Source organism: Mycobacterium sp. OTB74, from assembly GCF_029892685.1.
In the GTDB taxonomy this organism is placed as follows: Bacteria; Actinomycetota; Actinomycetes; order Mycobacteriales; family Mycobacteriaceae; genus Mycobacterium.
Genome location: NZ_JARXVD010000018.1, coordinates 85831 through 112277, shown reverse-complemented (window position 1 = coordinate 112277; position 26447 = coordinate 85831). Strand labels below are relative to the sequence as shown.

The window sequence follows — 26447 nt, the reverse complement described above, 5'->3', positions numbered from 1 at the left end:
GTGGCAGCCGTCATGGGTAAAGCATGATGACGTCGGCGACACAAGCGGGACGGGAATCGCCGTCGATTTCGAAAGTCAGCGCAAACATGGCTTCCACGCCGGAAATCTTCTGTTGGACGCTGAGCACCCTGACTTCGGCCCGAATCTGCGCACCCACCGGAATCGGGGCCGGAAACCGTACTCGGTTCAGCCCGTAGTTCAACGTGGTGGTCAACTCACGGATTTGCACAACTTCTGAAATCACCACGGGCGCAAGCGAAAGCGCGAGGTAACAATGCGCGATACGGCCCCTGAACGGCCCCGTCGCCGCCCGCTTCGGATCGGTGTGTATCCACTGACGATCGCCGGTGGCCTCGGCAAAAAGATCGACCTGACGCTGGGTGACAGTCATCCACGAAGTTGTGCCGACCACCTGGCCGACAAATTTGAGCAGATCCGCGGGTTCCTCGAGAACGGTAGTCATGCCAGACCTCCCCCTCAATGGTGCGGATTGGTGGCCCGAAAGTCGTTGTGATGCAGAACAACAACGGGGCTGCGATGCTGTAGCCGCGAACAGTGGTGGCCACCGTCCGGCCGAGAGACGCCCGCGAATGCCCATTGCCGCCTGCTGACCGTCAAGCGGCATCGACAATGTGCTGACAAACACCAACATCGCGTCAAATTTGTACTCAGGAACAATACCCGGTGTATTGCGAAGCGCGACAATATATTCGCAAGCGATCCCGATATTCACCACCAATCCCGGGAGAAACCATGACCACAGCAACCCGTCCCCGTTCCGCGAAACCATTCGGATTGTTCGACGAGGCACTCGACGATCTCGCCGCCCAAACCAAACACTGGTGGCTACTACTGATCACCGGCACCGCTTGGATAGTCATCGCAATCGTGATACTTCGTTTCGACTACACCACCATCGCCGCAATTGCGGTGCTGTTCGGTGTCTTCTGCTTTGCCGCGGCCGCGAACGAAGTGATGATCACCGCGGTGACGCCGTCGCGCGGCTGGCGAATCCTGCACGGACTACTCGCAGTGCTGTTCGTCGTCGTCGGCGTAATGGCATTCATCAGGCCCGATGACACGTTCGTCGGGTTGGCCGCGGTGATGAGTTTCTACTTCATCTTCCGCGGCGTGTTCGACGTCGCCTCTGCGTTCACCGCCAGCAAGGCGCCCGGCTGGTGGGTGCTGCTGCTCGTCGGTATTGCCGAGATCGGCATCGGATTCTGGGCGGCCGGTTCTTGGGACGTCTCTGTTGTGGTACTGGTGTCATGGGTAGCCGCGGGTGCCCTCATTCACGGTGTGGGACAGATCAGTTCCGCATTTCTGGTCCTCAAAGTCGGCAAGGGCGTGACGGCCGTAGCCGATCTTCGAGGCGATACCGCCGTCGCGTGATCCGATGAACGAGAAGAGCGATCGCCAGCGCTCAATTGCGCATTCGCTGAGGAACTCAGACGCCAGCCATCACCCGGCGGTGATCCAGGAAGCCATCAAACGCAACCAGAGCCTGCAGCTGCGACTGGCCGACCGGATCACCGCCTTCGCGGGCTCGATGAGCTTCGTTTACATCCATGCCGTGCTGTTCGCTGTATGGATGTTGTACTTCGAACGCAGTCCGTGGCCCACGCTGACTCTGGTGGTCTCACTGGAGGCCATCTTTCTGTCGACGTTCGTCATGATCGGGCAGAACCGCCAAGCCGAGTTCCAACAAAACAAGGCCGATCACGACTTCCAGACACAGGAGCTCGAACTCAAGACCAACACCGATCTGACACGTGAAATCCATTTACTCACAACGGAATTGCACAGACGATTGTTGGACGGCACCGCTCCTGATACCGCTTGAGCAACCGCCGGGCGGTTACGGCAGGTTGGCAACCAGCTGCTCGATGCCGACGCGGGGGCCGACGAAGAACGGCGTCTCCTCCCGCACATGGCGGCGGGCATCGGTGTAGCGCAGCTTCCACATCAGCTCGACGATGCGCGCCAGATCGGGGCCCTCGAAAGCCAGGATCCATTCGTAGTCGCCGAGCGCGAAGGCCGGCACGGTATTGGCCCGCACGTCGGGGTATTCGCGGCCGGCCATGCCGTGCTCGACGAGCATGCGGCGCCGGTCCTCGTCGGGCAGCAGGTACCAGTCCAGCGACCGCACGAACGGGTAGACGCAGACGTAGTCGCCGGGGTCTTCACCGGCGATGAACGCGGGCACGTGGCTCTTGTTGAACTCGGCCGGGCGGTGCAGCGCCACCACGCTCCATACCGGGTCGCTGGCCACGCCCAAGGCAGTGCGACGGAAACCCCGATAGGTGGCCTGCAAGTCCTCGACCCGCTCGGCGTGGGTCCAGATCATGAAGTCGGCGTCCGCCCGGAGCCCGGCCACGTCGTACAGGCCGCGCACCACGACACCTTTGTCCTCTTGCTGCTTGAGGAAGGTCGCCGTTTCCTCGGCGACCTTGGCCCGGGTCGCCTCGTCCGCGGGCAGCGCCTCAGGTTGCACGGCAAAAACTGAGATCATCATGTACCGGGTCATGGAATTCAACGCGTCATAGTCGAGCTTGGCCATGCTTCTATGGTGCCCTATCGCCGTGAACCGGCCGCGACCAACTCCGTGACCGCCCGGGTGGCGGCCGCCACGCAGGCCGGCACGCCGATACCGTCGAGATAACCGCCGGCCACCACTAGCCCGTCCGGCAGGCCTGCGCGCAGTTCGGTGGCCAGCTCGGGGTGGCCCGGGCCGTACTGCGGCATGGCGTCGATCCAGCGCTGCACCCGGTAGTCAACCGGTTCAGCCTTGATGCCGAAAAGCGCCCGCAGATCCTCCATAGCCCACTCCAGCAACCGGTCATCACCAACATTGCGGGCGACGTCGTCACCGAAACGGCCGAACGACAGCCGCACCAACTCGACGTTGCCGCCTCGACCCCACTTCCGCGAAGTGAGGGTAATTGCCTTGGTGTGCAAGCGTTCTCCGGCCGCGACCAACACCCCGGACTGCTTCGGCAGCGGCGTTCCGCCGGGCAGCGCCAGGGCCACCAACGCGGCCGAGGCCACCGGAATCATCCGCGCCACCGCGGCACTTCCGGGTGCGACGTCGGCCAGCAACCGGACTACCCGCGGTGCTGGGACGGCCAGCACCACGGCATCGGCGGGCCAGTCGCGGCCCTCGTCGTCGGTGAGCTGCCAGCCATTCTGCGTCGGCTCGAGCTTGTCGATCCCGACCTGGGCCCAGTGCGCGTGGGCGTGCTGGCTCAGCGCGTCGACCAGCACGCTGTAGCCGCCGTCGACCGCGCCGAACACCGATCCGGTGACCGGGGGTATGGCCGCCAGCACCGAGCCGACCGCGTCGGTCAAGCTGCGCGCGCCACGATCCAGCGCAGCCGCCAGCACGGGAGCCGCCGAACGCAGTCCGATGGTGGCCGCCGACCCGGCATACACCCCGGCCAGCAGCGGATCGACCGAACGGGTCACCACCTGCTCACCGAACCGGTCACCGACCAGCTTCGCCACGGTCGGGTCGGCACCGTACTGCCAGCTCAGGGGCTGGGACGCCTCGGCAGTGACTCGCTCGAGTGTCGCGTCGTCGACCAGTCCACGCAGAACGGTCGACGGTCCCGGGATTCCCTGCAATGTGCCCAATGGCATCTGGTGCAACCGACCGCCACTGCAGATCAACGGACGGGCCCCGGTGGTCCCGATCTGCCGGATGCCGAGCTCGGCCAGCAACGCCGTGACCTCGGGACGGCGCGCCACGAACGCCTCCGCACCCAGGTCCATCGGCTGGCCGGCCAGCCGTTCAGTGCGCAGGGTGCCACCGAGCCGGTCGGCGGGATCGAAAAGGGTGATGCGGGCCGCCGGATCGGACTGGCGCAGCCGGTAAGCGGCGACCAGTCCCGAAATACCGCCGCCGACAACGCAATACGTTCTGGCCGCCCGTGCGTTCACAAGGAATGCACCAGAGCAACAGCCTCGGTGATCACACCCGGATCAGTGGCCGGCAGCACGCCGTGTCCCAGGTTGAAGATGTGCCCGGTGACACCGGCCGCAAGGGCTCGCCGGCCATCCTCGACCACTCGCCGCACCTCGTGCTCGACCACAGGCCAGCCAGCCAGCAGCACCACCGGATCGAGGTTGCCCTGCAGCGCCTTGCCCTTAGGTACCCGGGTCGCCGCATCGGCCAGGTTGGTGCGCCAGTCCACGCCCACGACAGTCGCGCCGGCCTCCCCCATGGCACCCAGCAGCTCAGCGGTGCCGACGCCGAAGTGCGTCATCGGCACGCCTTCATCGTTGAGTGTCGCGAACACCCGGGAGCTGTGCGGCAGCACGTGGCTCCGGTAGTCGGCCAGCGACAAGGTGCCGGCCCAGGAGTCGAAAAGCTGGATGGCGTCGACACCGGCCGCTAGCTGGGCACGTAGGAATTCAATGGTCAGGTCGGTGAGCTTGTCCATCAGCGCGTGCCAGGTGGCTGATTCGCCGAGCATCATGGCCTTGGTCTTTTCGTGGTTGCGGCTGGGACCGCCCTCCACCAAGTAGGAGGCCAGGGTGAACGGCGCGCCGGCGAAGCCGATCAGCGGCACCTGGTCCAGCTCCGCGGTGAGTAGCTTGACCGCCTGCGCGACGGGTTCAACCTGCTGGGGTTCAAGGGGTTTCACCGCCTGGACATCGGCGGCGGTACGGATCGGGTGAGCGATTACCGGACCGACGTCGGGCACGATGTCCAGGTCGATGCCCGCTGCCTTGAGCGGGACGACGATGTCGGAAAACAGGATTGCTGCGTCCACATCATGGCGGCGCACCGGTTGCATGGTGATCTCACATACCAGCTCCGGGTTGAAGCATGCCGACAACATGGTGTGGGTGGCGCGCAGTGCCCGGTATTCGGGCAGGGATCGGCCGGCTTGGCGCATCATCCACACCGGAATCCGGGCAGGTTCACGACCACTGGCGGCGGCCAGGTAGGGCGATTGCGGCAGTTCACGACGGGTGCTCATCGTCATCAATGCTGCCATGCCCCGATCTGCGACCTATATTCTGCCGGACTGGCCCAAATATATGCCTATCGGCGCGCCTGCTTCCGCCTCCCGTCATATCAGCTAGCGTCCACAAGGTGACCTCCGCCGAACCGGCCCAGTTCCGAACCGCTGTGGCGGCGATGAACGCTGCCACGGTGCGCCAGGAGATCGAACTCGGCCCGATCCGTCCACCGCAGCGACTGGCGCCCTTCAGCTACGCACTGGGCGCCGAAGTACGCCATCCCGATGCCGAAGTCGTCCCGGAGCGCTCCGACGGTGACGCCTTCGGGCGGCTGATCCTGCTGCACGACCCCGAGGGCGCCGACGCGTGGGATGGCACTATGCGCCTGGTGGCCTACATCCAGGCCGATTTGGACGCCACCGAAGCCGTCGACCCGCTGCTGCCCGAGGTGGCCTGGAGCTGGCTGGTCGAGGCGCTGGATTCGCATGCTGACGGCCTTACCGCGCTCGGCGGCACCGTTACCGCCACCACCTCGGTGCGCTACGGCGATATTTCCGGCCCGCCTCGGGCGCACCAGCTGGAGTTGCGGGCGTCGTGGACCGCCACCTCGCTAGAACTGGGTCCGCACGTGCAGGCGTTCTGTGAGGTGCTCGAGCATGCCGCCGGGCTGCCGCCGGCCGGGGTGACGGATCTGAGTTCGCGCACTCGCGCATAACCGCATGACTGACGTTGATTCCGACGGGACCGCCGAGACCGACCCCGAGGTGACTCCCCTGCCGGCGCCTGCCGAAGGTGTGCCTGCAGTCTCGGTGTATGCCAGCGAAATCATCAGTGCTGCAGAGCTTCTAGCCTCCGGGCACGGGGCGTTCGCGATCGATGCGGAGCGCGCGTCGGGTTTCCGGTACTCAAACCGGGCCTACCTGGTGCAAATTCGCCGGGCCGGCGCAGGCACAGTGCTGATCGATCCGGTCAGTCACGGCATCGATCCCCTTACCGCACTTGCGCCGGTGGCCGCGGTACTTGGCTCTGCTGAGTGGATCCTGCATGCCGCGGATCAGGATCTGCCGTGCTTGGCCGAGCTGGGTATGACACCGCCTTCTCTCTACGACACCGAACTGGCCGGGCGGCTGGCCGGTTTTGACCGCGTGAACCTGGCCGCCATGGTGCAACGACTGCTCGGGCTGGGCCTGAAAAAGGGCCATGGGGCGGCGGACTGGTCCAAACGGCCGCTGCCGGAGGATTGGCTGAATTACGCCGCGCTGGATGTCGAAGTGCTGCTGGAACTGCGGGCGGCGGTCGCCGCCGAGCTGGAGTCACAGGGCAAAAGCGATTGGGCGGCGCAGGAATTCGAGCACCTACGCACATATGTTGCGCCACCGACCCGACGGGATCGGTGGCGGCGCACCTCCGGTATTCACAAGGTACGCGACGGTCGGGCGTTGGCCGCGGTACGCGAACTGTGGCAGACCCGTGACGTGATCGCGCAGCGCCGAGACATCGCTCCGGGGCGCATTCTGCCCGACTCGGCCATCATTGCGGCGGCGGTAGCCAACCCCTATACCATCGAAAAGCTCACGGCACTACCGGTTTTCGGCGGATCGCGACAAAAACGCAGCGCTCAGGTGTGGCTCGATGCACTGGCCAGGGCCCGGGTCGCCGAGCCGCCGGCGAACGAACCGTCCAACGGGCTACCGCCACCTGCACGTTGGTCACGGCGCAAGCCCGAGGCCTTTGAGCGGCTGGAAGCATGCCGCGGCGGGCTCGCCGAACTGTCCGAACGGGTTTCGGTGCCGACGGAGAATCTGGTGACGCCGGACACCGTGCGGCGGTTGTGCTGGGACTGGCAACCGGTTTCTGATGTCGCGGCGAGCGTCGATTCATTTCTGGAGTCCTCTGGCGCCCGCCCTTGGCAGCGGGAGTTGTGCGATCCGGTGCTGTCCGAGGCACTCGAGGAACACTGACCACGAGTCACAGCAGCGGCGTCACGAACTCCTCGAACGCCGCCAGCACCGCTTCGGGCACCTCGATCTGTGGCCAGTGCGCGATGTCGTCGGCCAGCATCACCACGTCCGGGTTCGGAATGACCTCGCGGTAGCGGGCCGCCATGTGTGCACCGGAGTTCGGGTCGGACGGGCCGTCGATCAACCGCATGGGAATCGTGGTTTCCCGCATGGCCCGCACCCAGCGATTGCGAAAGATGTAGCGGTCGTTGATGAATTCGCCGACCTTGTGCATTATCCGCTTGCCGTCGTTGTAGTCCAGGATCTGATGGAACTTGTCCATCATGGCCTGCGACGGTTTGGTGTTGACGCCGAACAACTCGTTGATGGTCGGGTCCGCCAGGCGGCGCGCCAGCGTGCCGCCCTGCAGCGGACTCATGATCGTGCCCAACGGAGTTCGTGACATCACCTTCTGCAGCAGCCGCGGGGTGTAGGCCTCGTTGAACATGCCGCCGTTGAGCCAGGTGATCGACTCGATCTGGAGCTTGCCGTACGACGGATCGCCGAATTGGTTGCGGGCCAACAGTTCCTGGCCGACTGAGTCACCAAGGTCATGGGCCAGGATGTGCGTCTTCTCAACTCCGAGGTGGGCTACCAGCGCCTCGTGCATGTCGGCGTGGTCGGGCACCGAGTACTGGTAGACAACCGGCTTATCCGAGAACCCCATGCCGATCATGTCGGGGGCGATCACGGTGAACCGCTGCGTGATGGTCTGCCAGATCAACGCCCAGTCCCATGAATTGAACGGATAACCGTGGATCAGCAGCAGGACCGGTGCGGTTCCCAGGGGAGGGCCGTCCTGGCGGTAGAAGATCTGGAATCCGAGGTAGTCGAAGTACTGGCCAGCGGACTTCCATGCCTCGAGTTCGGCGTGCATGGGCCCAAGCCTATTCCGAAGGCGGTCACCCTGCGCCTACAGCGCGAAACTGCCAGTGACCCAAGCCGCCGCGGCAGAGTCAGCGCGGCCGGGCTTTCGGTGCCGGCGCGCGGCCATCATTCTGCGGTCGCTGCGAAGCATTCTAGGGAGAAACCTCGACCGTGCTGCCCAGCGCGGCCACCCAGCCGGTCACCTGCCGGGCCACGTCCTGATCTGTCAGGCCGATGGACGCCAACACCTCGCCGCGGGTGGCGTGCCCCTGAAACTCTTGCGGCACACCGACATCGCGGCACGGTACGTCAATCTCGTTGCCGCGCAGCGATGCCGACACCGCAGAACCGATACCGCCGGCTACCCCGTTGTCCTCCAGCGTGACCACCAACTTGTGGGCACGGGCCAGATCGGCAAGGGCCGCCGGAACGGGCAGCACCCACCGCGGGTCCACCACCGTCACGCCGATGCCCTGCTTGCACAACCGCTCGGCCACCGCTAGGCCCATCGTGGCGAACGACCCGACTGCCACCAGCAGCACATCGTCAGGCAGGCTGTCCCCGGGCACCGCCAGGATATCGATGTCACCCACCCGTCGCAAAGCCGGAATATCTTCGCCGACAGCGCCTTTCGGGAACCGGACAGCGGTCGGTCCCTCAGTGACGGCCAGGGCCTCGCCGAGTTCCTCACGCAGCCGCGACGCGTCACGCGGTGCCGCCACCCGAATACCCGGCACGATGCCCAGCATCGACATGTCCCACACACCGTTGTGGCTGGCGCCGTCGTTACCGGTTACACCAGCCCGGTCCAGCACCATGGTGACCGGCAGCTTGTGCAGCGCCACGTCCATCATGATCTGGTCGAATGCGCGGTTCAGGAACGTCGAGTAGATGGCGACCACCGGGTGCATGCCACCCATGGCAAGGCCGGCCGCCGAGGTCATCGCATGCTGCTCGGCGATACCGACATCGAAGAACCGGTCCGGGAACCGCTGCCGGAATGCCGACAAACCGGTCGGGCCCGGCATGGCGGCGGTGATCGCGACGATGTCCCGTCGCGTCTCAGCCTGCTTGATCAGCTCGTCAGAGAACACCGACGTCCAGCCCGGGGCGGACTTGGAGGTGGCCCGCCCGGTGTGCGGGTCGATGATGCCGGTCGAATGCATCTGCTCGGCTTCGTCGTTCTCCGCCGGACCGTAGCCCATGCCCTTGCGGGTGACCACGTGGACGATCACCGGCGCATTGAAGCCACGGGCGTGCCGCAACGCCGCCTCCACCGCATGCTCGTCGTGGCCGTCGATGGGCCCGACGTACTTCAGGCCCAGGTCTGTGAAAAGCGCCTGCGGAGCCAGCGCGTCCTTGATGCCCGCCTTGATGCTGTGCACGCAGTGGTAGCAGAACTCGCCGACGACCGGCATGCCGCGCAGGGCGTTCTTGCCGCGTTCGAGGGCCTTCTCGTAGGCAGGCTGTAGGCGCAGTGCCGCGAAATGGTCGGCCAGCCCGCCGATGGTCGGCGCGTAGCTGCGGCCGTTGTCGTTGACCACGATGACGATGGGCCTGTTGGCGGCGGCGATGTTGTTCAGCGCCTCCCAGCACATGCCGCCGGTCAGCGCACCGTCGCCGACGACCGCCACCACGTGCCGGTTGCGGTAACCCGACAGCTCAAAAGCCTTGGCCAGCCCGTCGGCGTAGGACAGCGCGGTGCTGGCATGGCTGGACTCGACCCAGTCGTGCTCACTCTCCGCACGCGACGGGTAGCCCGACAGCCCGTCCTTCATGCGCAAGTTGTCGAAGTCCGAGCACCGGCCGGTCAGCATCTTGTGCACATAGGCCTGATGCCCGGTATCGAAGATGATCGGATCGTGCGGTGAGTCGAAGACGCGGTGCAGCGCAAGCGTCAGTTCGACGACCCCCAGGTTGGGGCCCAGATGCCCACCCGTAGCGGCGACCTTGTGGACCAGGAACTCCCGGATTTCGGCGGCGAGTTCGGTCAGCTGTGGCTGCGATAGGTGCGCCAGATCAGCGGGGCCGCGGACCTGTTCAAGCATCCTGACAGTCTACGCACCCGTTAAGGGGGCCACCGCTCACGGCTGAAAGATGTCCGGCACACCGTCGTCGTCGGCGTCGAGCGTCTCGCGCTGATGAATGCGGCGGTACGCAGCGTTGCGCGTCGCCAGCACCACGGCCGCCAGCACGCCAGCAACCACGGAACCGGTCAGCACACCGACCTTGGTGTCGACGCTGTCCGCAGCGCCAATGCCGAATGCGAGCTCACCGATCAACAGCGAGACGGTGAAGCCGATGCCGGCCAGCAACGCCACGCCCGCCACGTCCAGCCAGCTGAGGTCCTCGTCGAGCTCGGCGCCGGTGAACCGGGCCAGCAGGAATGTGGTGCTGAACACACCGACCGGCTTGCCCAACACCAGCCCGGCCACAATCCCGGCGGTAACCGGATGGGCCAGTGTGGAGACCAGGCCCGACCAGCCGCCCACACCGACACCGGCGGCGAAGAACGCGAATACCGGTACCGCCACGCCGGCGGACAACGGCCGCAGCGCATGCTCGAAGGCCTCTGCCGACGCATGCTTCCCCAGCACCGGCACCCCGAAACCCAACAAAACCCCGGCCACCGTCGCGTGCACACCACTGGCGTGCACCAACGCCCACGTAGTCGCCGCCAGAGGCAGCAGCAGCCACCAGTGCCCTACGCCGCGCTGGACCGCTAGCACGAACAGTGCCCCGGGAATTACCGCCAACGCCAACATGATCGGGTTGAGGTGGTCGGTGTAGAAGACGGCGATGACGATGATCGCCAGCAGGTCGTCCACCACTGCGAGGGTCAGCAGGAAGGTCCGCAGCGCGGTAGGCAGATGCGTGGACAGCACGGCCAGCACTGCCAGCGCGAACGCGATGTCTGTGGCGATCGGCACCGCCCAGCCGTCGAGGTTCTCGGGGTGACCGGCCGCCAGGTTCACCCCTACGAAAATCGCAGCCGGTACCACCATGCCGCCGACAGCCGCGGCGATCGGCAGCGCCGCCCGCGCTGGGTCACGCAGGTCGCCGGCGACGAATTCGCGCTTGAGTTCGAGGCCCACCACGAAGAAGAAGATGGCCAGCAATCCGTCAGCCGACCATTGGGACAGGCTCAATTTCAGATGCCACGCCTGCGGGCCGACGGCGAACTCGGACAGCGCCTCATAGATGTGGGCGGCAGGCGAATTGGCCCAGACCATGGCAATACCGGCGGCCAGCAGTAGCAGCACGCCGCCGACGGTCTCCTTGCGCAGGATCTCGGCGAACCGCTGGGTTTCAGGCCAGGTGCCGCGGGTCAGCAGCCGCCGGCGCTGCCGGTCGTTGCGGCTGTTCATCTTCGACTCCCGACGCTGACGGGCCCGACTCTGAGCCGGGCAGGTAGTGCGATCTTGTCATCCGCGGCGCGCGGACACACGACCCCGAGCGCTCAGGGGTGGGTCAGCAGCGCAACGCACTCGACATGGTGGGTCAGTGGGAACGAGTCGAACACCCGCAACTGCTGCACCTGGTATCCGTGCCCGCGATACAACCCGATGTCCCGTGCGAAAGATGCGGCTTCACAGCCGATGTGGATTACGCGCGGGACGCCCGCGGCCGCCAGCTGATCGATCACCTCGCGTCCGGCGCCGGTGCGCGGCGGGTCCAACACGGCCACCTGCGCCGGTGCCCGCTGCGCCGCCAGCGCCCGGCGTACCGAATCGGTGATCACGTCGACGCAGGCCAGATCGGCCAGGGCGGCCCGCGCGGCACGTGAGGATCCCCGCGAGGTGTCCACCGTCAGCACCCGACCCGACTCTCCCACCGAGCCCGCCAATGCCGCGGCGAAAACGCCTGCGCCACCGTACAAATCCCACGCAGTTTGGCCTTCGGACAGCTCTGCCCAGTCGGCGACCAATGCGCTGTAGGTCACCGCGGCATCGCGATGGGCTTGCCAGAATGCGGTCACCGGGATCAGCCACTCCCGTGACCCGACCCGCTGTACCGACTCGTACTCGCCGGACACCACTTGGGTCGGGGCTTTGGAGGTCCCCCGCTTCCCCGACTTGCCGCCTGTGGCGCGCGGCCCGGAGCGCACTACGTGGCGGCGTCCATCGTCGTCGAGCACCACGTGCAGCTCGGCACCCGGCGGCTGGGTCGGCAGGTCGGCCAGCATGCCGGCGGGCACCTGCGCACACGACAGGTCGGTCACCAACTCGGCGCTGTGATAGCGGTGAAACCCCGCTCGGCCGTCGGCCCCGACCGCCAACCGCACCCGGGTGCGCCAACCGCGCACCCCCACAGTGCCGACTTCCTCGGCGGCGCCGCCATCCCACTGGTACCCGCCCAGGCGGGCCAGTTGGTTGGCCACCACCTCACCCTTGAGCCTGCGGCCGGCCGTCGGTTCGACGAAAGCCAAGTCACAGCAACCAGATCCGTGCACCCCGGCGATCGGGCACAGCGAATCCACGCGATCCGGCGATGGCTGCAACACCTCGACAACGTCTGCGTGCCAGTACGATCCGCGCTCTGATACCACCTCCGCACGGACCACCTCGCCGGGCAGCGCGTGGCGCACGAAGATCACCCGGCCGTCGTGGCGGGCGACGCAACTGCCGCCGTTGGCGGGCGCGTCGATCGTCAGCGTCAACGTGGTCAATCGAGGATCCCCCGTCGGGTGTCACCGGGAGCCGACCCCGGCGACAGGGTCATCTTCACCCGTTCAGACGAACTCAGTTGCCACGGAACCGAAGTCACCATCACATTCGGGATGAACAGCAGCCGGCCCTTGAGCCGCAGCGCGCTCTGGTTGTGCAGAATGTGTTCCCACCAGTGCCCGACCACGTACTCCGGGATGAACACCGTCACCACGGTGCGGGCCGAGTCGGTGGTGATGCGTTTGACGTAATCCAAGATGGGCCGGGTGATTTCGCGGTACGGCGAGGCGAGCACCTTCAGTGGCACCGTGACCTCGCTGTGCTCCCACTTGTACACCAGCTCCCGCGTCTCGGCGTCGTCGACGCTGACCGTGAGCGCCTCCAGCACGTCGGGCCGCGTGGCCCGGGCGTACGCGAGCGCACGCAGGGTGGGCAGGTGCAGATTGGAGATCAACACAATCGCGTGGTTGCGGCTGGGCAACACCACGTCCTCGTCCGGCGCAGTGTCGGCCCGCAGTTCACGCGCCACCGTGTCGTAGTGCTTGTGGATCATCTTCATCAGCACGAACAGGATGCTCATGGCCAAAATCGCGATCCACGCACCGGCCAGGAACTTGGTCACGATGACCACCAACAGCACCGCGCCGGTGCACAGGAAGCCGATGGTGTTGATCACCCGGGAGCGCTGCATGTGCCGACGCTCGGCGGCGCCAGTCTCGGTGCGCAGCAACCGGGTCCAGTGCCGCACCATGCCGATCTGGCTGAGCGTGAACGATACGAACACCCCGACGATGTACAGCTGGATCAGCGCGGTGACCTCGGCATTGAACGCGACGATGAATGCGATCGCGGCGAACGCCAGGAACAGGATTCCGTTGGAGAAGGCCAGCCGGTCGCCACGCGTGTGCAGCTGGCGCGGCAGGTAGCGGTCCTGGGCCAGAATCGATCCCAGCACCGGGAAGCCGTTGAACGCGGTGTTGGCCGCCAGCACCAGAATCAGCGCGGTGACACCGGCGATGGCGTACAAGCCGACCGGAAACTCTTTGAACACCGCTTCAGCCAGCTGGGTCACGACGGTCTTCTGGTGATAGTCCGCGGGTGCGCCCACCAATTGGTCGACGCTGTCGGCCATTTTCACGCCGAGCTGCTTGGCCAGCACGATGATGCCCATGAACAGGGACACCGCGATGACGCCGAGCATCAGCAGTGTGGTTGCGGCGTTGCGGGACTTGGGTTTCCGGAATGCCGGGACGCCGTTGCTGATCGCCTCCACACCGGTCAGCGCCGCACAACCCGACGAAAACGCACGCGCGACAAGGAACACCATGGCGAAGCCCATGACCTCACCGTGTTCGGATTTGAGCTTGAAACCGGCCGACTCGGCACGCAATGGGTGGCCGAGCACCAAGATCTGGATGAATCCCCAAATCAGCATGATGTACATGCCGATCATGAAGGCGTAGGTGGGAATTGCGAATGCGGTGCCAGACTCCCGGATCCCGCGCAGGTTCAGCGACGCCAGCAGCAGGATCGCGGCGACCGAAAGCAGCACCTTGTGCTGGGCGATGAACGGCACGGCCGAACCGATGTTGGACATCGCCGAGGCCGTGGACACCGCCACCGTGAGCACGTAGTCGACCATCAGCGCACTGGCGACCGTCAACCCCGCCGTGTGGCCGAGGTTGGTGGTGACCACCTCGTAATCGCCACCGCCAGACGGATACGCGTGCACGTTCTGCCGGTAGCTGGCGATGACGATGAGCATCACCGCCGCAACCGCGAGGCCGATCCACGGCGCAACCGAGTACGCGCTCAGCCCCGCCACCGACAGCACCAGGAAGATTTCCTCCGGCGCATAGGCGACCGACGACAACGCATCCGAGGCGAATACCGGAAGTGCGATGCGTTTGGGTAGCAGCGTGTGGGCGAGCTTGTCACTTCGGAACGGCTGGCCGAGAACCAGGCGTCGCGTCGCAGTCGAAAGCTTGGACACGAGAGCCAAGGGTAAGCCCCTTACGCTCTGGCTGTAGCGTTCGGACTGCGCGAGTACGTTTCAATTCAATTCCGGGTTTCTTCCCCGCAGAAAGGACTCCGCTGGTGCGAGTAGTGGTGATGGGCTGCGGACGGGTTGGCGCATCGCTGGCGGATGGCCTGGCCAGAATTGGCCATGAGGTTGCCGTCATCGACCGCGATTCGACCGCATTTCACCGGCTGTCGCCCGAATTTCCGGGTGAACGTGTGCTGGGCATGGGATTTGACCGCGACGTGCTGCAGCGCGCCGGCATAGAGGAGGCCGGCGCCTTCGCCGCCGTGTCATCCGGCGACAACTCCAACATCATCTCGGCCCGCGTGGCCCGGGAGACCTTCGGCGTGCAGCGCGTGGTGGCCCGTATCTACGACGCCAAACGTGCCGCGGTCTATGAGCGCCTGGGCATCCCGACCATCGCAACGGTGCCGTGGACCACCGATCGGTTGCTGAATCTGCTGACCCGGGAAACCGAACCCACCAAGTGGCGGGATCCGTCGGGCAACGTGGGTGTCACCGAGCTGTCTCTACACGAGGACTGGGTGGGCCACCGCGTCACCGCGCTGGAAGGTGCCACCGGCGGCCGCGTGGCATTCATGATTCGGTTCGGCAGCGGACTGCTTCCGGACGCCAAGACCGTAATCCAGGCCGGCGACCAGGTGTACCTGGCCGCGGTTTCCGGCCGTGTCGCCGAGGCCATCGCCATCGCGGCGCTGCCCCCGGGCGAAGACGTCGACAGCCACTAGAGGAGCCCAGATGAAGGTCGCTATCGCAGGTGCAGGTGCCGTCGGCCGTTCCATCGCACGGGAACTCGTCGACCATCATCAGGTGACCCTGCTCGAACGTAATCCGGAACACATCGATGTCGACGCCGTGCCCGCTGCGCACTGGCGCCTTGGTGACGCCTGCGAACTCAGCCTGCTGGAGTCGGTCAAGCTCGAAGAGTTCGACGTGGTCATCGCCGCCACCGGCGACGACAAGGCCAACGTGGTGGTCTCTCTGCTGGCCAAGACCGAATTCGCGGTGCCGCGGGTGGTGGCCCGGGTCAACGACCCGCGCAACGAGTGGCTGTTCGACGAGAACTGGGGCGTCGACGTAGCTGTGTCCACACCGCGGATGCTGGCCTCGCTGGTGGAGGAAGCGGTCTCGGTGGGCGATCTGGTGCGGCTGATGAGCTTCCGCAAGGGCCAGGCCAATCTCGTCGAGATCACCCTGCCTGACGACACGCCCTGGGGCGGCAAGGCCGTCAAGCGACTGGGACTGCCACGCGACGCCACGCTGGTGACCATCCTGCGCGGCCCGCGGGTGATCGTGCCGGAAGCCGACGAGCCGCTGGAGGGCGGCGATGAGCTGCTGTTCGTGGCGATCGCCGAGGTTGAGCAGGAGCTGCGCGAACAGGTGCTGCACCCGAACTAGTCCGCTTCGGGGCGCTCCGCTTCGGCATGTTCAGCAGCATGCTCAGCTTCGTGAATGGCACGCTGCGCAGCCCGAATCGCCAGCAGCGTGGCAACCGCGGCGACGGCCGTCAGCGGCCAGCCCATCGCGATACGGGCCACACCCAGCCAGCGGGTCTGGTCATGCGCGTAGAGGTGGTTCTGCACCAGGAACCGCGCCCCGAACACCAACACCCACACGACGGTGGCGACGTCGAACGCCAACACCGCGCGGCGCACGTCACGCCAGGTGTGGCCGTGGCCGGTGACCCAGCTCCAGCCATATCCCACCAACGGGCGGCGCACCAGCACCGACACCAAGAACAGGCCTGCATAGGCCAGTGATGACCAAATGCCAAGCAGGAAATAGCCTTTCGAGGCCCCGACCACGTAGGCGATCAGGGCGCTGATGCCGACGCCGATGAAGCCGGACACCGCCGGCTGCACCGACTCGCGGCGCGCCAGGCGCCACACCAGGATCAATGCGGCCACTGCCAGGGCTGCACAGATGGCTGCGGTCAGTCCGTAGAAGCTCGATACGGGGACAAATACGATGACGGGCAGCGATGAATAGATAAGCCCGCTGACGCCGCCCATCTGTTCCAGGAGGGCATGCGCTGTCAGTTTGGCGTCCGCGCTGTCCTGCTCGGCGTCGATGGCCGCCTCCAGGTCGGCTTCGGCCTGCTCGCTGTCTGCGGTCCCCTTGTCGGGGAGGGTCACTTCTGAATCTCGTAATGCGGGTTGTAGATCGCCTTTGCTCCGCTGTCCAACTTGCCCAACCGACCGTGCACTCGCAGCGTGCGCCCGGACTCGATACCGGGGATGCGGCGCTGACCCAGCCACACCAGGGTGACAGTGTCGGTGCCGTCGAACAGCTCGGCGCGGACTCCTCCGCTACAGCCCTTGCCATTGGTCTCTACGCAGCGCAGGGTGCCAACCATGGTCACCTCCTGCCCGCGGGTGCAATCGACTGCCCGCATAGCGCCGGTGTTGAGGGCTTCGTCGTTGAGCTCCTGGACATCACGCTGTTCAGGATCCTCGGTGAGCCGACGAGTGAGCCGGCGCAGATAACCTTCGGCCGTAGCCATGGTCTCTCCTGAGACTTGGTGCGAATCCACCGTGGACCCGCTGTATAACCAACGTCACCGTAGACCTGTTGGTTCCGATTCGCCATTTCGGCGCGGTAGATAATTTTGGCAATCCCACTCAGTCGGCTGGACACCCGCTGTAGACCCGTCGTGAAGACCGTTTTCTCGGCCGGGCACGATCGAGGCATGACGGCCAATCTGCGCGGTGTGACGGCGGTGCTGCTGCCTGGCACCGGATCCGACGACGACTACATCCGCCGGGCATTCGGCGGTGCCCTGCGGGTCGCCGGGGCCGTTGTCGTCACCCCACCGCCGGTGCCTCTGCGTTTGATCGACGGGTACTTGCAGGCGCTCGACGACGCCGCCAGCAACGGGCCGATCGTGGTCGGCGGCGTCTCCCTCGGCGCGGCTGTGGCTACCAATTGGGCGCTGGCACACGCTGACCGCGCTGTTGGGGTGCTGGCCGCGCTGCCGGCCTGGACCGGCGTCGCCAACGGTGCTCCGGCCGCCCTGGCAGCCCGATATTCGGCCCAGCAATTGCGGGAAATCGGGTTGGACGCGGCAGTGGCCGGGATGCGCGCCGGCAGCCCACCGTGGCTTGCCGACGAACTGACCCGGTCCTGGAGCGCCCAGTGGCCCGCGCTGCCCGACGCTATGGAGGAAGCCGCCGGATATACCGCGCCGTCCGGCGCCGAACTGGCACGACTGACCGTGCCGATGGGCGTGGCCGGGGCCGTCGATGACGCGGTACATCCGGTCTCGGTTGCCACGGAGTGGGCTGCCACGGCACCGAGAGCGGCGCTGCGGACCGTCACACTCGCTGAGATGGGGCGCAACCCCGAGGTTCTCGGGGACGCCGCCGTGGAAGCCCTCGAGGAAGCCGTCAGCCGCCAGTGATGGTGCGCAGCTGCTGCATGGCCGAGCCCTGCTCGCTGCGGCGGGCCGCGCCTTCCGGCTGGACCTGCTGCTGCAACTGCTCGAGGGCTTGCTGTGCCTGCTGCACCTGCTGCAATGCCATCTGCTGAGCCGCCGCACGCAACTGCGCGAGCAGCGGTTCGGACAGCTGCACGGGCAGTGGGCTGCGCACCGGCAAGGGCGTGTCACCGCGTCGAACAACGGTGTCCGCCAAGGCGTTTCGCGCCTCCGCGCTGATTGCGTCGATGCTCTCGGCGGTACCGATGACCGCACAGCGCACCATCCAGCGGTAGCCGTCGGCGCCGATGAAGCGCATGACCACCTGGCCCTGACCCGGCTGCTGCGGCGGCAGCCCCACGACCTCGCGGCCCCAGGGGCCGTCCTCGATGCTGGCCTGAGCCGAATCCTTACGCAGCGAGTCGGCCAGCTCAGCGGCAACCTCTCGCCACAGCCCAGCGGTCTTGGGTGCGGCGTAAGCGGCGATGGAGAACCGGCCGTTGGGCGTCATCACCCAGACTGCGTTGGGGACTCCCTGCTCACTGACCTCGACGTTGAGCTGCGCTCCGTCGGGCACCGGCACCAGCACGCCACCCAGGTCGAGCCGGGCCACTTCGGCAGCTGCCGGGTCGTCGAAATCCTCGATGTCGAAGGGGCCATCTTCGCTGCTCTGCTCTGACTGATTCGACTGAGCAGCTGAGGCCACAACCTCTTGCGTCGCAGCTTCCTGCGGCGCAGCTTCTTCTTCATTGACCGGCTCGGCGGCCGGGGTGTCGTTGGATTTACGTCGTCCGAATGCCATCATAAACTCGCATGTCCGCCAGAGGAACCGTGGCCGCCCGCGCCACGTGAGGTGTCAGCCAGCCCGGCCTCGTCGAACGACGTGACCTCGACCAGCTCGGGCAATTCGACCCGTTGAACCAACAACTGGGCGATCCGGTCGCCGCGATGCACGGTGATCGGTTCTGACGGGTCGAGGTTTATCAGTGCCACCTTGATCTCTCCACGGTATCCGGCATCGATGGTGCCGGGCGCGTTCACGATCGAAAGCCCAACGCGGATGGCTAATCCGGAGCGCGGGTGCACCAGACCGACCATCCCGTGCGGGATGGCCACGGCAATTCCCGTGGGAACCAGCTGGCGCTGACCGGGGGTGAGTTCGATATCGACCGCGCTGTACAGATCGACGCCGGCGTCACCATCGTGAGCCCGGGCCGGAAGCGGCAGATCAGGATCGAGTCGAACGACCGCCAAAGAGGTGGACACGAGGCCAGAGACTACCCTTGGCCGCGTGTCAGACACGCGAGCAACCACCCAAACCGTGCGGTACCGAGAGCGCCTCACGGTGCCTTTGTGGTGGTGGCTGCCCGGATTCGGATTGGCCGGGCTGATCGCGCTGGAGGTTGTGCAAGGCGTGTCGGGCATTCCGACGTGGGTGCCGTTCGCGGTGCTGCTGCCGGTCGCAGCGGCGGTGCTGGTGTGGCTGGGCCGCGTCGAGGTGCGAGTGGTCAGCCGGGACGGCGAGAACGAACTGTGGGTAGGACCGGCGCACATTCCGACCAGCGTCATCGCGCGGTCCGCGGAGGTTCCGAAGTCGGCGAAGTCCGCGGCGCTGGGCCGACAGCTCGACCCGGCCGCGTACGTCGTGCACCGGGCCTGGATCGGCCCGCTGATCTTGGTGGTGTTGGACGATCCGGATGACCCAACGCCGTACTGGTTGGTCAGTACTCGTCGGCCGGAGCAGGTCCTGGCGGCGCTCCGCGGCTGAGCCGCGTATTGAGCACAGCGGCTGAGCCGCGTATTGAGCACAGCGGCTGAGCCGCGAACTTCATACAGCGGCTAAGCCGCTTAGACGCCGAGTGGCCAGTCAACGCACGCTATCCAGTTGGAAACGTGCGCAAACTGGCCACCCGACGGCCGGTTGCAGTGCTACGCAGCGCAATCGGTACAGATCATCACGCCGTTCTTCTCGCTGGCGAGACGGCTGCGATGGTGCACCAAAAAACAGCTGGAGCAGGTGAACTCGTCGGCCTGCTTCGGAACAACCCGGACCGACAGTTCCTCACCGGACAAGTCAGCACCGGGCAGTTCGAAGGACTCCGCCGACTCGGACTCATCAACGTCGACAACCGCGGATTGCGCCTCGTTGCGCCGCGCCTTCAGTTCTTCCAGCGAATCCTCGGAAACGTCGTCAGACTCGGTGCGCCGCGGGGCGTCGTAATCGGTAGCCATTGTCTTCCCCTCCGTATCCTTGCGACAGAGCTTTGTACCAGCGTCGAACGCTTCCACCAAATAATTCGTGCCCGAAATGCGGTCGGATCTTATGTGATTTGCGTCACATAAGCCAGGGGTGGCGAGGTCGAAGCGGGCGCCGACTGCATCTACAGTGCAGGGGTGGTCGCACAAATCACAGACGGCACAGCCTTCGACAAGCACGGTAGGCCGTTCCGCCGCCGCAACTACCGGCCGGCGGCAATCATGTTTGCCGTGCTGGCTGCCACCAGCTTGATCATCTGGCTGGTGGTAGCCAGCCAGCCCGCCGAGGTCCATCAGGCAATCACGTGCAATCAGCCGCCGGCGCCCACCGACCCGGGCCAGCCACGGCTCGGTAACGAAGTGTCCGCGGCCTCGATGGTCAACGTCGTCCCGGCCAAGCTCGCGGACACCAACATCCGGGTGCTCAACGCCAGCGGCCAGGGTGGCCAGGCCGGCGAGGTCGCCGGCGAACTACGCGACCTCGGGTTCAACCAGCCCGCCGCCGGCAACGATCCAATCTTCGGAGGCACGCGCATGGAGTGCCAAGGCCAAATCCGCTTCGGCCCGGCCGGTAAGGCCGCGGCGGCCGCGCTGTGGCTGGTGGCCCCGTGCACGCAGCTCTTCCAGGACCAAAGGCCTGACGACACAGTCGATCTGGCGATCGGCACTGAGTTCACCGAGCTGAGCCAGAACGACGACATCCAGGCCATGCTGACCAGCCTGAAGCCGGACGCCACTCAGCCTGCCGACCCGGCGCTGCTGCCCAAAATCCACAGCGGAACCTGCTGACCACTGTCGCTCAGCGGTATCCGGCGCGCTCGAGGTGGGCAGTCAGCGCGCCCGCGATGCCGGGTGCCGCGGCTATCACCAAGTCGTCGGAATACGGCAGCCGCAATACCGCACCCGCCTCCGCTGCGATCAATGCTCCTGCAGCCCAATCCCACAGGTGCACACCCGATTCGAAGTAGGCATCGAGCCGTCCGGCAGCGACCATGCACAAATCCAGCGCGCACGAACCCACCCGGCGAATGTCGCGAACCTCGGCCAGCAGATCGGTCAGCACGTCGGCCTGACGGCGCCGGTGCTCTCGGTCGTACGCGAAGCCGGTTCCCACCAGCGCCATCGGAAGCTCAGTTATCTCGTTGCAATGCAACGTGATACAGGAATCAGCATCGGTCAGCGTCGCGCCCTGACCGCGGGCCGCCGAGTACACCTCGCCGGTCGCGGCGTTGGCCACCGCACCAGCCACCGACACCCCGTCGATCTGCACGCCGACCGACACCGCATAGGCGCCAAGGCCGTAGACGAAGTTGACCGTGCCGTCGATCGGGTCGAGCACCCACACCGGCCGGCCCGCGGCGACCTGGGCCGTGCCGCCCTCCTCCTCCCCCAACACGGCATCGCCGGGGCGAAGCTGAGCCAGCCGGCCGCGCAAGAGACGTTCAGATTCGGTATCGACCACCGTCACGGGGTCGGTGGGAGTGGTCTTGGCGCGCACCACCGAACTGCCGGCCCGTCCGCCCGCCGGGAAGACCTCAGTTCGACGACGTCGAACGAAATCCGCGGCCTCGACGGCCAACTGCTCGGCCACCTTTCGCAATTCGGCTGGCTCGATACCGTCGTCGGGTGCGGTTCCGGTCATCACACCATCGCAGCACACCGGGCGGATATCTGCCGGTCCCGCCGCAAAACTCGTGCGCCCGCTAATGTGTGGGTCGCGCCTTACCGCCTACCCCGCATCGAGGAGTGCATATGACTCTCTCCCCCAACGCCGACACTGCGCAGCACAGGGGATTCGGGATCGATGTCGGCGGCACCGGTGTGAAAGGCGCCATCGTCGATCTGGACACCGGGCAGCTGCTCAGCGAGCGGTTCCGCCTGCCGACACCGCAGCCGGCGACACCCGCTGCCGTCGCAGAGACCGTCGCCACCGTGGTCCGCGAATTCGGCTGGACCGGACCACTGGGCGTCACCTACCCGGGGGTGGTGACCAACGGCATCGTGCGGACCGCGGCCAACGTCGACAAGAGCTGGATCGGCACCAATGTGCGCGAGATGTACAGCTCCCGGCTGGACGGCCAGGCCGTCACGGTGCTCAACGACGCAGACGCCGCCGGGCTGGGTGAGGAGAAATTCGGTGCCGGCCGCGACGTGCACGGTGTGGTCGTGTTGTTGACATTCGGCACTGGCATCGGCTCCGCGGTGATCCACAACGGCGTGCTGCTGCCCAACACCGAGTTCGGGCACATCGAAGTCGGCGGCAAGGAGGCCGAGCACCGTGCCGCGTCATCGGTGAAGGAACGTAAGGGCTGGTCCTACGAACGGTGGACCGAGGAAGTCACCAAGGTGCTGGTGGCGGTCGAGAACGTGATCTATCCCGACCTGTTCATCGCCGGTGGCGGGATCAGCAAGAAGGCCGACCATTGGGTGCCGCTGCTGAAGAACCGCACCCCTGTGGTCGCGGCCACCCTGCTGAATTCGGCAGGCATCGTCGGTGCGGCGATGGCCGGCGAGGCCGCGGCAAACCCGCAGTAGAGCATCCTCAACGCACCGATATCCGCCGCTGGTACGGCTAATGGCCACCTTGTCGTTACAATGGTCAACGGCGGCCGCGCAACCGGATAGCGGCGAGCATCCGATCGCAACGATCGACGCCAACATTCGACAGCCGACGCATTTCGGTGGCGCACGCCCACGCCTACCGGATTAACGCATGACCGAAAGGGTGGCCGTGGCAGCGACAAAGGCCAGCGAGACAACCGACGAGCCGGTAAAGCGCACAGCCAAGGCCCCCGCGAAGAAGGCCGCGGCCAAGGCCCCCGCCAAGAAGGCCGCCAAGGCCCCGGCGAAGAAGGCGGCTGCGAAGGCCCCGGCCAAGCGCGCCCCCCGCAAGGCGGCCGACTCGACCAAGAAGCCCGATGACGCCGTCGAGGCCACTGACGAGCTCACCGACGACGATGAACTCGTCGCCGAGCCCGGCGACGATCTGGACGTCGACGACGCCGACCTGGAACTCGACGACATCGACACCGACGACGATGACGCCGGTGACAGTAGTGATGACGACGAGGATGAGGACGAGGCCGAGGCGAGCGAGGCCAACGAGGACGGCACCAAAGCCGCGCCCAAGGCCGCCGAGGGCGACGCCGATGCCGATGCCCCCGACGAGCCCAGTGAGAAGGACAAGGCCTCCGGCGACTTCGTCTGGGACGAAGAGGAATCCGAGGCACTGCGGCAGGCTCGCAAGGACGCCGAACTCACCGCGTCGGCTGACTCGGTCCGCGCCTACCTCAAGCAGATCGGCAAGGTCGCGCTGCTCAATGCCGAGGAAGAGGTCGAGCTGGCCAAGCGCATCGAGGCCGGCCTGTACTGCACCCAGCTGATGCTCGAGTTCGCCGAGAAGGGCGAGAAGCTCACCACCGCGCAACGGCGCGATTACCAGTGGATCTGCCGCGACGGTGACCGCGCGAAGAACCACCTGCTCGAAGCCAACCTGCGTCTGGTGGTGTCGCTGGCCAAGCGCTACACCGGCCGCGGCATGGCGTTCCTGGACCTGATCCAGGAAGGCAACCTGGGCCTGATCCGCGCGGTCGAGAAGTTCGACTACACCAAGGGGTACAAATTCTCCACCTACGCGACGTGGTGGATCCGGCAGGCCATCACCCGCGCCATGGCCGACCAGGCCCGCACCATCCGTATCCCGGTGCACATGGTCGAGGTGATCAACAAGCTCGGCCGCATCCAGCGTGAGCTGCTCCAGGATCTGGGCCGCGAGCCCACACCTGAAGAGCTGGCCAAGGAGATGGACATCACGCCGGAGAAGGTGCTGGAGATCCAGCAGTACGCGCGTGAGCCCATCTCGCTCGACCAGACCATCGGCGACGAGGGCGACAGCCAGCTCGGTGACTTCATCGAGGACTCCGAAGCTGTTGTCGCCGTGGACGCGGTGTCCTTCACGCTGCTGCAGGATCAGCTGCAGTCGGTGCTGGAGACGCTGTCCGAGCGCGAGGCCGGCGTGGTCCGGCTGCGGTTCGGTCTGACTGACGGTCAGCCCCGTACCCTCGACGAGATCGGTCAGGTCTACGGCGTCACGCGTGAGCGCATCCGTCAGATCGAGTCGAAGACCATGAGCAAGCTGCGGCACCCGTCGCGCTCCCAGGTGCTGCGCGACTACCTCGACTAGCCGTGACTCACGTCGAAGGCCAGCATCCCCTCGCACAGGCGATGCTGGCAATTTCGGCCGAATGTTTCACAGCGATGGCTGACATCCTCACCGTCCTCGGCGACGACCTGGCCAATCTCCGGCCTGACCTGCCCGGCGCCAACAGTTGCTATGCCATCGTCAATCACTGCATTGGCGTGGTCGACTACTGGGCAGGCTCTTTCATTGCGGGCCAACGGATTCCGCGAGATCGATCGGCCGAGTTCACCGCCACCGGGACGGTCGATGAACTGTTGGGTCGGTTGACCGCCCTGCAACAACGGCTTCCCGGCTGGGTCGAGGTGGCGGTCACCGATGGCATCCGAGACCGCGAACTCGCCGACGGAATCCGAGGCGGCACCACCCGCGCCGCGGTACTCGCCACTGCCACGCCCGAATGGACCCTGTTGCACATCCTCCAAGACATCGCCCAGCATGTCGGGCATATGGAGATCACCCGGGATCTGTTGCTCCAGAGCAACACTGCCGTTTCGCCGTAGGCGACGGGTCCCTGCGAACGCAGTCGGAGATTCTTGCTACCAGCTTCGAGGATCTTGGTCGTGGCCGTTGTCCCGCAATCGCAATACGTTGTGTGTCAACGACGTTAGAGCAGGCAGGATATAAAGAAAGGTGGGCGGTCATGCCACTGTTGAACTTCACCGTCATCCGGGGCCGGACCCCCGAAGAGATCCGTCAGCTGCTCGACAGTGCGCACCAGGCTGTCGTAACAGCGTTCGACGTCCCCGAGGGTGACCGGTACCAGATCGTCGACGTCCGCGACCCCGATGAGGTTGTCGCGCTGGACACCGGACTGGGAATCGAGCGATCCGACAAGCTGGTGATCATCCAGATGGTCAGCCGTCGTCGCACCGCAGAGCAGAAACAACGGTTCTACGAATTGCTGGCCAAGAATCTGCATCGCGACTGTGGCCTGGATGCCGCGGACCTGATCGTGTCGATCACCGAAAACAGCGACGCTGATTGGTCTTTCGGCGAAGGACGCGCGCAGTTCCTCACAGGCGAACTGGTCTGAGGTTTCGATGATCACCACACGACTCACGTCGAGGTTCGGACTAACGGTGCCGATCCTGTTGGCACCCATGGACAAATTCGCCGATGCCCGCCTGGCCACCGCGGTCACCCGCGCCGGCGGCCTCGGAGTCCTGGGCGCCGGCTACGGCGACAGCGGGTGGCTCGATGCACAATTCGCCGCAGCGGCAGACACCCGCATCGGGGTCGGTTTCATCGCCTGGAAGCTGGCCGAGCGGCCCGAACTGCTGGACCTGGTTCTGGCCCGCAACCCTGCGGCTCTGATGTTGTCCTTCGGCGATCCGGCTCCTTTCGCCGACCGGATACATGCCGCGAAAATTCCGTTCATCAACCAGGTCAACGATCTGGAAGAGGCGCGCCGGGGTATCGACCTGGGCGCCGAGGTGCTGGTGGCTCAAGGTGGCGAAGCGGGCGGGCACGGTAAGGGCGTCCGTTCCACCTTCACGCTGGTTCCCGAGATCGCGGACCTGGTCACCGAGCGGGCCCCGGACACCCTGGTGCTCGCGGCCGGCGGCGTGGCCGATGGGCGCGGTCTGGCAGCGGCACTCTCGCTGGGCGCGGACGGCGCCGTCGTCGGATCGCGGCTGTGGGCGGCGCAGGAATCGCCCGTGTCAATGGTTGCGCGCGATCGCGCTCTTGCCGCGGGCTCGGATGACACGGTGCGTTCCATGGTGTACGACATCGTGCGCGGATATCCCTGGCCGCAGGGCTACGGTGGGCGCGCACTGCGCAACGACTTCGTCGGTCGCTGGTACGGCAACGAGGACGCGTTGCGGGCCAATCTGCTTGATGTTCAACGTGATTACCGCGCAGCGGTCGACACGGCGGACTTCGATACCGCCGACATCCACATCGGTGAAGGCATCGGCATCATCCACGACCACCCCGTCGCGGCCGCAGTTCTGGAACGAATGGAGCGCGAAGCGACCACCGTCCTAGGACGGATATCCGGGAGCTGTGCCAGGGCATGCGGATAATG

At 65.9% G+C, this 26447-nt stretch carries 29 protein-coding genes; 14 read left to right on the top strand and 15 right to left on the bottom strand.

The window, feature by feature from the left end; all coding sequences use genetic code 11:
• Positions 1-10: 10 nt before the first annotated feature.
• Entirely contained in the window at positions 11-463 is a 453-nt protein-coding gene (locus M2432_RS21825; protein ID WP_280828958.1) for a MaoC family dehydratase, read from the bottom strand.
• Between the two features lie 290 nt (positions 464-753).
• On the opposite strand from M2432_RS21825, the gene M2432_RS21820 reads away from it, so the two are divergent.
• A complete protein-coding gene (locus tag M2432_RS21820) occupies positions 754-1392 on the top strand; it encodes a DUF308 domain-containing protein (protein ID WP_280828921.1) in 639 nt (212 codons plus the stop codon).
• 4 nt (positions 1393-1396) lie between these two features.
• Positions 1397-1843, top strand: coding sequence for a DUF1003 domain-containing protein (locus M2432_RS21815; protein ID WP_280828920.1), 447 nt, complete (start codon positions 1397-1399; stop codon positions 1841-1843).
• 15 nt (positions 1844-1858) lie between these two features.
• On the opposite strand, the gene hemQ is transcribed toward M2432_RS21815, so the two are convergent.
• From hemQ to hemE, 3 genes are read right to left on the bottom strand one after another with little or no spacing between them, the layout of a single operon-like run.
• Positions 1859-2560: a hydrogen peroxide-dependent heme synthase gene (gene hemQ, locus M2432_RS21810; protein ID WP_280828919.1), complete on the bottom strand. Its 702-nt coding sequence runs from the start codon at positions 2558-2560 to the stop codon at positions 1859-1861.
• A 14-nt stretch (positions 2561-2574) separates the two neighbouring features.
• On the bottom strand, positions 2575-3939 hold the full coding sequence (locus M2432_RS21805; RefSeq protein WP_280828918.1) for a protoporphyrinogen oxidase: 1365 nt from the start codon (positions 3937-3939) through the stop codon (positions 2575-2577).
• The gene (gene hemE / locus M2432_RS21800; RefSeq protein WP_280828917.1) at positions 3936-4985 is read right to left on the bottom strand and encodes a uroporphyrinogen decarboxylase; all 1050 of its coding nucleotides are present in this window, start codon (positions 4983-4985) and stop codon (positions 3936-3938) included. Before hemE ends, M2432_RS21805 begins: the two co-directional genes overlap by 4 nt.
• Before the next feature lie 77 nt (positions 4986-5062).
• Between hemE and M2432_RS21795 the strand changes: the two genes are divergently transcribed.
• On the top strand, positions 5063-5683 hold the full coding sequence (locus tag M2432_RS21795; protein ID WP_280828957.1) for a DUF3000 domain-containing protein: 621 nt from the start codon (positions 5063-5065) through the stop codon (positions 5681-5683).
• Positions 5684-5687: 4 nt separating this feature from the next.
• Positions 5688-6929, top strand: coding sequence for a ribonuclease D (locus tag M2432_RS21790; protein ID WP_280828916.1), 1242 nt, complete (start codon positions 5688-5690; stop codon positions 6927-6929).
• Positions 6930-6936: 7 nt separating this feature from the next.
• Here M2432_RS21790 and M2432_RS21785 read toward each other — a convergent pair whose 3' ends face one another.
• From M2432_RS21785 to M2432_RS21765, 5 genes are all read right to left on the bottom strand, one after another.
• Positions 6937-7845: an alpha/beta hydrolase gene (locus tag M2432_RS21785; protein ID WP_280828915.1), complete on the bottom strand. Its 909-nt coding sequence runs from the start codon at positions 7843-7845 to the stop codon at positions 6937-6939.
• A 142-nt stretch (positions 7846-7987) separates the two neighbouring features.
• On the bottom strand, positions 7988-9883 hold the full coding sequence (dxs, locus tag M2432_RS21780) for a 1-deoxy-D-xylulose-5-phosphate synthase (protein ID WP_280828914.1): 1896 nt from the start codon (positions 9881-9883) through the stop codon (positions 7988-7990).
• 36 nt (positions 9884-9919) lie between these two features.
• Entirely contained in the window at positions 9920-11203 is a 1284-nt protein-coding gene (gene nhaA / locus M2432_RS21775) for a Na+/H+ antiporter NhaA (protein WP_280828913.1), read from the bottom strand.
• Between the two features lie 92 nt (positions 11204-11295).
• Complete coding sequence (locus M2432_RS21770) at positions 11296-12504, bottom strand: TRAM domain-containing protein (RefSeq protein WP_280828912.1); 1209 nt, start codon at positions 12502-12504, stop codon at positions 11296-11298.
• The gene (locus tag M2432_RS21765) at positions 12501-14495 is read right to left on the bottom strand and encodes an APC family permease (RefSeq protein ID WP_280828911.1); all 1995 of its coding nucleotides are present in this window, start codon (positions 14493-14495) and stop codon (positions 12501-12503) included. Before M2432_RS21765 ends, M2432_RS21770 begins: the two co-directional genes overlap by 4 nt.
• A gap of 104 nt (positions 14496-14599) precedes the next feature.
• Here M2432_RS21765 and M2432_RS21760 point away from each other — a divergent pair, with 104 nt between their 5' ends.
• Positions 14600-15274 carry a TrkA family potassium uptake protein gene (locus M2432_RS21760; protein ID WP_280828910.1) on the top strand — a complete coding sequence of 225 codons (675 nt, stop codon included), beginning with the start codon at positions 14600-14602 and terminating at the stop codon, positions 15272-15274.
• 10 nt (positions 15275-15284) lie between these two features.
• Entirely contained in the window at positions 15285-15944 is a 660-nt protein-coding gene (locus M2432_RS21755) for a TrkA family potassium uptake protein (RefSeq protein ID WP_280828909.1), read from the top strand.
• Here M2432_RS21755 and M2432_RS21750 read toward each other — a convergent pair.
• Positions 15941-16558 (bottom strand): DUF3159 domain-containing protein, encoded by a 618-nt coding sequence (locus M2432_RS21750; protein ID WP_280828956.1) that lies wholly within the window; start codon positions 16556-16558, stop codon positions 15941-15943. The two genes, M2432_RS21755 and M2432_RS21750, sit on opposite strands and share 4 nt — an antisense overlap.
• A gap of 119 nt (positions 16559-16677) precedes the next feature.
• Positions 16678-17049: an OB-fold nucleic acid binding domain-containing protein gene (locus M2432_RS21745; RefSeq protein WP_280828908.1), complete on the bottom strand. Its 372-nt coding sequence runs from the start codon at positions 17047-17049 to the stop codon at positions 16678-16680.
• 186 nt (positions 17050-17235) lie between these two features.
• Between M2432_RS21745 and M2432_RS21740 the strand changes: the two genes are divergently transcribed.
• Positions 17236-17946: an alpha/beta hydrolase gene (locus tag M2432_RS21740; protein WP_280828907.1), complete on the top strand. Its 711-nt coding sequence runs from the start codon at positions 17236-17238 to the stop codon at positions 17944-17946.
• Here M2432_RS21740 and M2432_RS21735 read toward each other — a convergent pair.
• Entirely contained in the window at positions 17933-18766 is an 834-nt protein-coding gene (locus M2432_RS21735; protein ID WP_280828906.1) for a DUF3710 domain-containing protein, read from the bottom strand. The genes M2432_RS21740 and M2432_RS21735 overlap by 14 nt on opposite strands.
• A complete protein-coding gene (gene dut, locus M2432_RS21730) occupies positions 18763-19227 on the bottom strand; it encodes a dUTP diphosphatase (protein ID WP_280828905.1) in 465 nt (154 codons plus the stop codon). The genes M2432_RS21735 and dut overlap by 4 nt, the downstream gene beginning before the upstream one ends.
• A gap of 25 nt (positions 19228-19252) precedes the next feature.
• Here dut and M2432_RS21725 point away from each other — a divergent pair, with 25 nt between their 5' ends.
• Positions 19253-19729 carry a DUF3093 domain-containing protein gene (locus M2432_RS21725; RefSeq protein ID WP_280828904.1) on the top strand — a complete coding sequence of 159 codons (477 nt, stop codon included), beginning with the start codon at positions 19253-19255 and terminating at the stop codon, positions 19727-19729.
• Positions 19730-19890: 161 nt separating this feature from the next.
• On the opposite strand, the gene M2432_RS21720 is transcribed toward M2432_RS21725, so the two are convergent.
• The gene (locus M2432_RS21720; RefSeq protein ID WP_280828903.1) at positions 19891-20193 is read right to left on the bottom strand and encodes a DUF4193 domain-containing protein; all 303 of its coding nucleotides are present in this window, start codon (positions 20191-20193) and stop codon (positions 19891-19893) included.
• A gap of 162 nt (positions 20194-20355) precedes the next feature.
• On the opposite strand from M2432_RS21720, the gene cei reads away from it, so the two are divergent.
• Positions 20356-21006, top strand: coding sequence for an envelope integrity protein Cei (cei, locus tag M2432_RS21715; protein WP_280828902.1), 651 nt, complete (start codon positions 20356-20358; stop codon positions 21004-21006).
• A gap of 10 nt (positions 21007-21016) precedes the next feature.
• On the opposite strand, the gene M2432_RS21710 is transcribed toward cei, so the two are convergent.
• The gene (locus M2432_RS21710) at positions 21017-21859 is read right to left on the bottom strand and encodes an inositol monophosphatase family protein (protein WP_280828901.1); all 843 of its coding nucleotides are present in this window, start codon (positions 21857-21859) and stop codon (positions 21017-21019) included.
• Between the two features lie 110 nt (positions 21860-21969).
• Between M2432_RS21710 and ppgK the strand changes: the two genes are divergently transcribed.
• The 5 genes from ppgK to M2432_RS21685 all read left to right on the top strand — a co-directional run bounded on the left by ppgK (position 21970) and on the right by M2432_RS21685 (position 26445).
• On the top strand, positions 21970-22752 hold the full coding sequence (ppgK, locus tag M2432_RS21705) for a polyphosphate--glucose phosphotransferase (protein ID WP_280828900.1): 783 nt from the start codon (positions 21970-21972) through the stop codon (positions 22750-22752).
• 196 nt (positions 22753-22948) lie between these two features.
• On the top strand, positions 22949-24400 hold the full coding sequence (locus M2432_RS21700; RefSeq protein ID WP_280828955.1) for an RNA polymerase sigma factor: 1452 nt from the start codon (positions 22949-22951) through the stop codon (positions 24398-24400).
• A gap of 74 nt (positions 24401-24474) precedes the next feature.
• The gene (locus M2432_RS21695) at positions 24475-24918 is read left to right on the top strand and encodes a DUF664 domain-containing protein (protein WP_280828899.1); all 444 of its coding nucleotides are present in this window, start codon (positions 24475-24477) and stop codon (positions 24916-24918) included.
• Positions 24919-25058: 140 nt separating this feature from the next.
• Positions 25059-25451, top strand: a complete 393-nt coding sequence (locus tag M2432_RS21690) for a tautomerase family protein (RefSeq protein ID WP_280828898.1) — start codon at positions 25059-25061, stop codon at positions 25449-25451.
• Positions 25452-25458: 7 nt separating this feature from the next.
• Complete coding sequence (locus M2432_RS21685) at positions 25459-26445, top strand: nitronate monooxygenase (protein ID WP_280828897.1); 987 nt, start codon at positions 25459-25461, stop codon at positions 26443-26445.
• Positions 26446-26447: the final 2 nt, after the last annotated feature.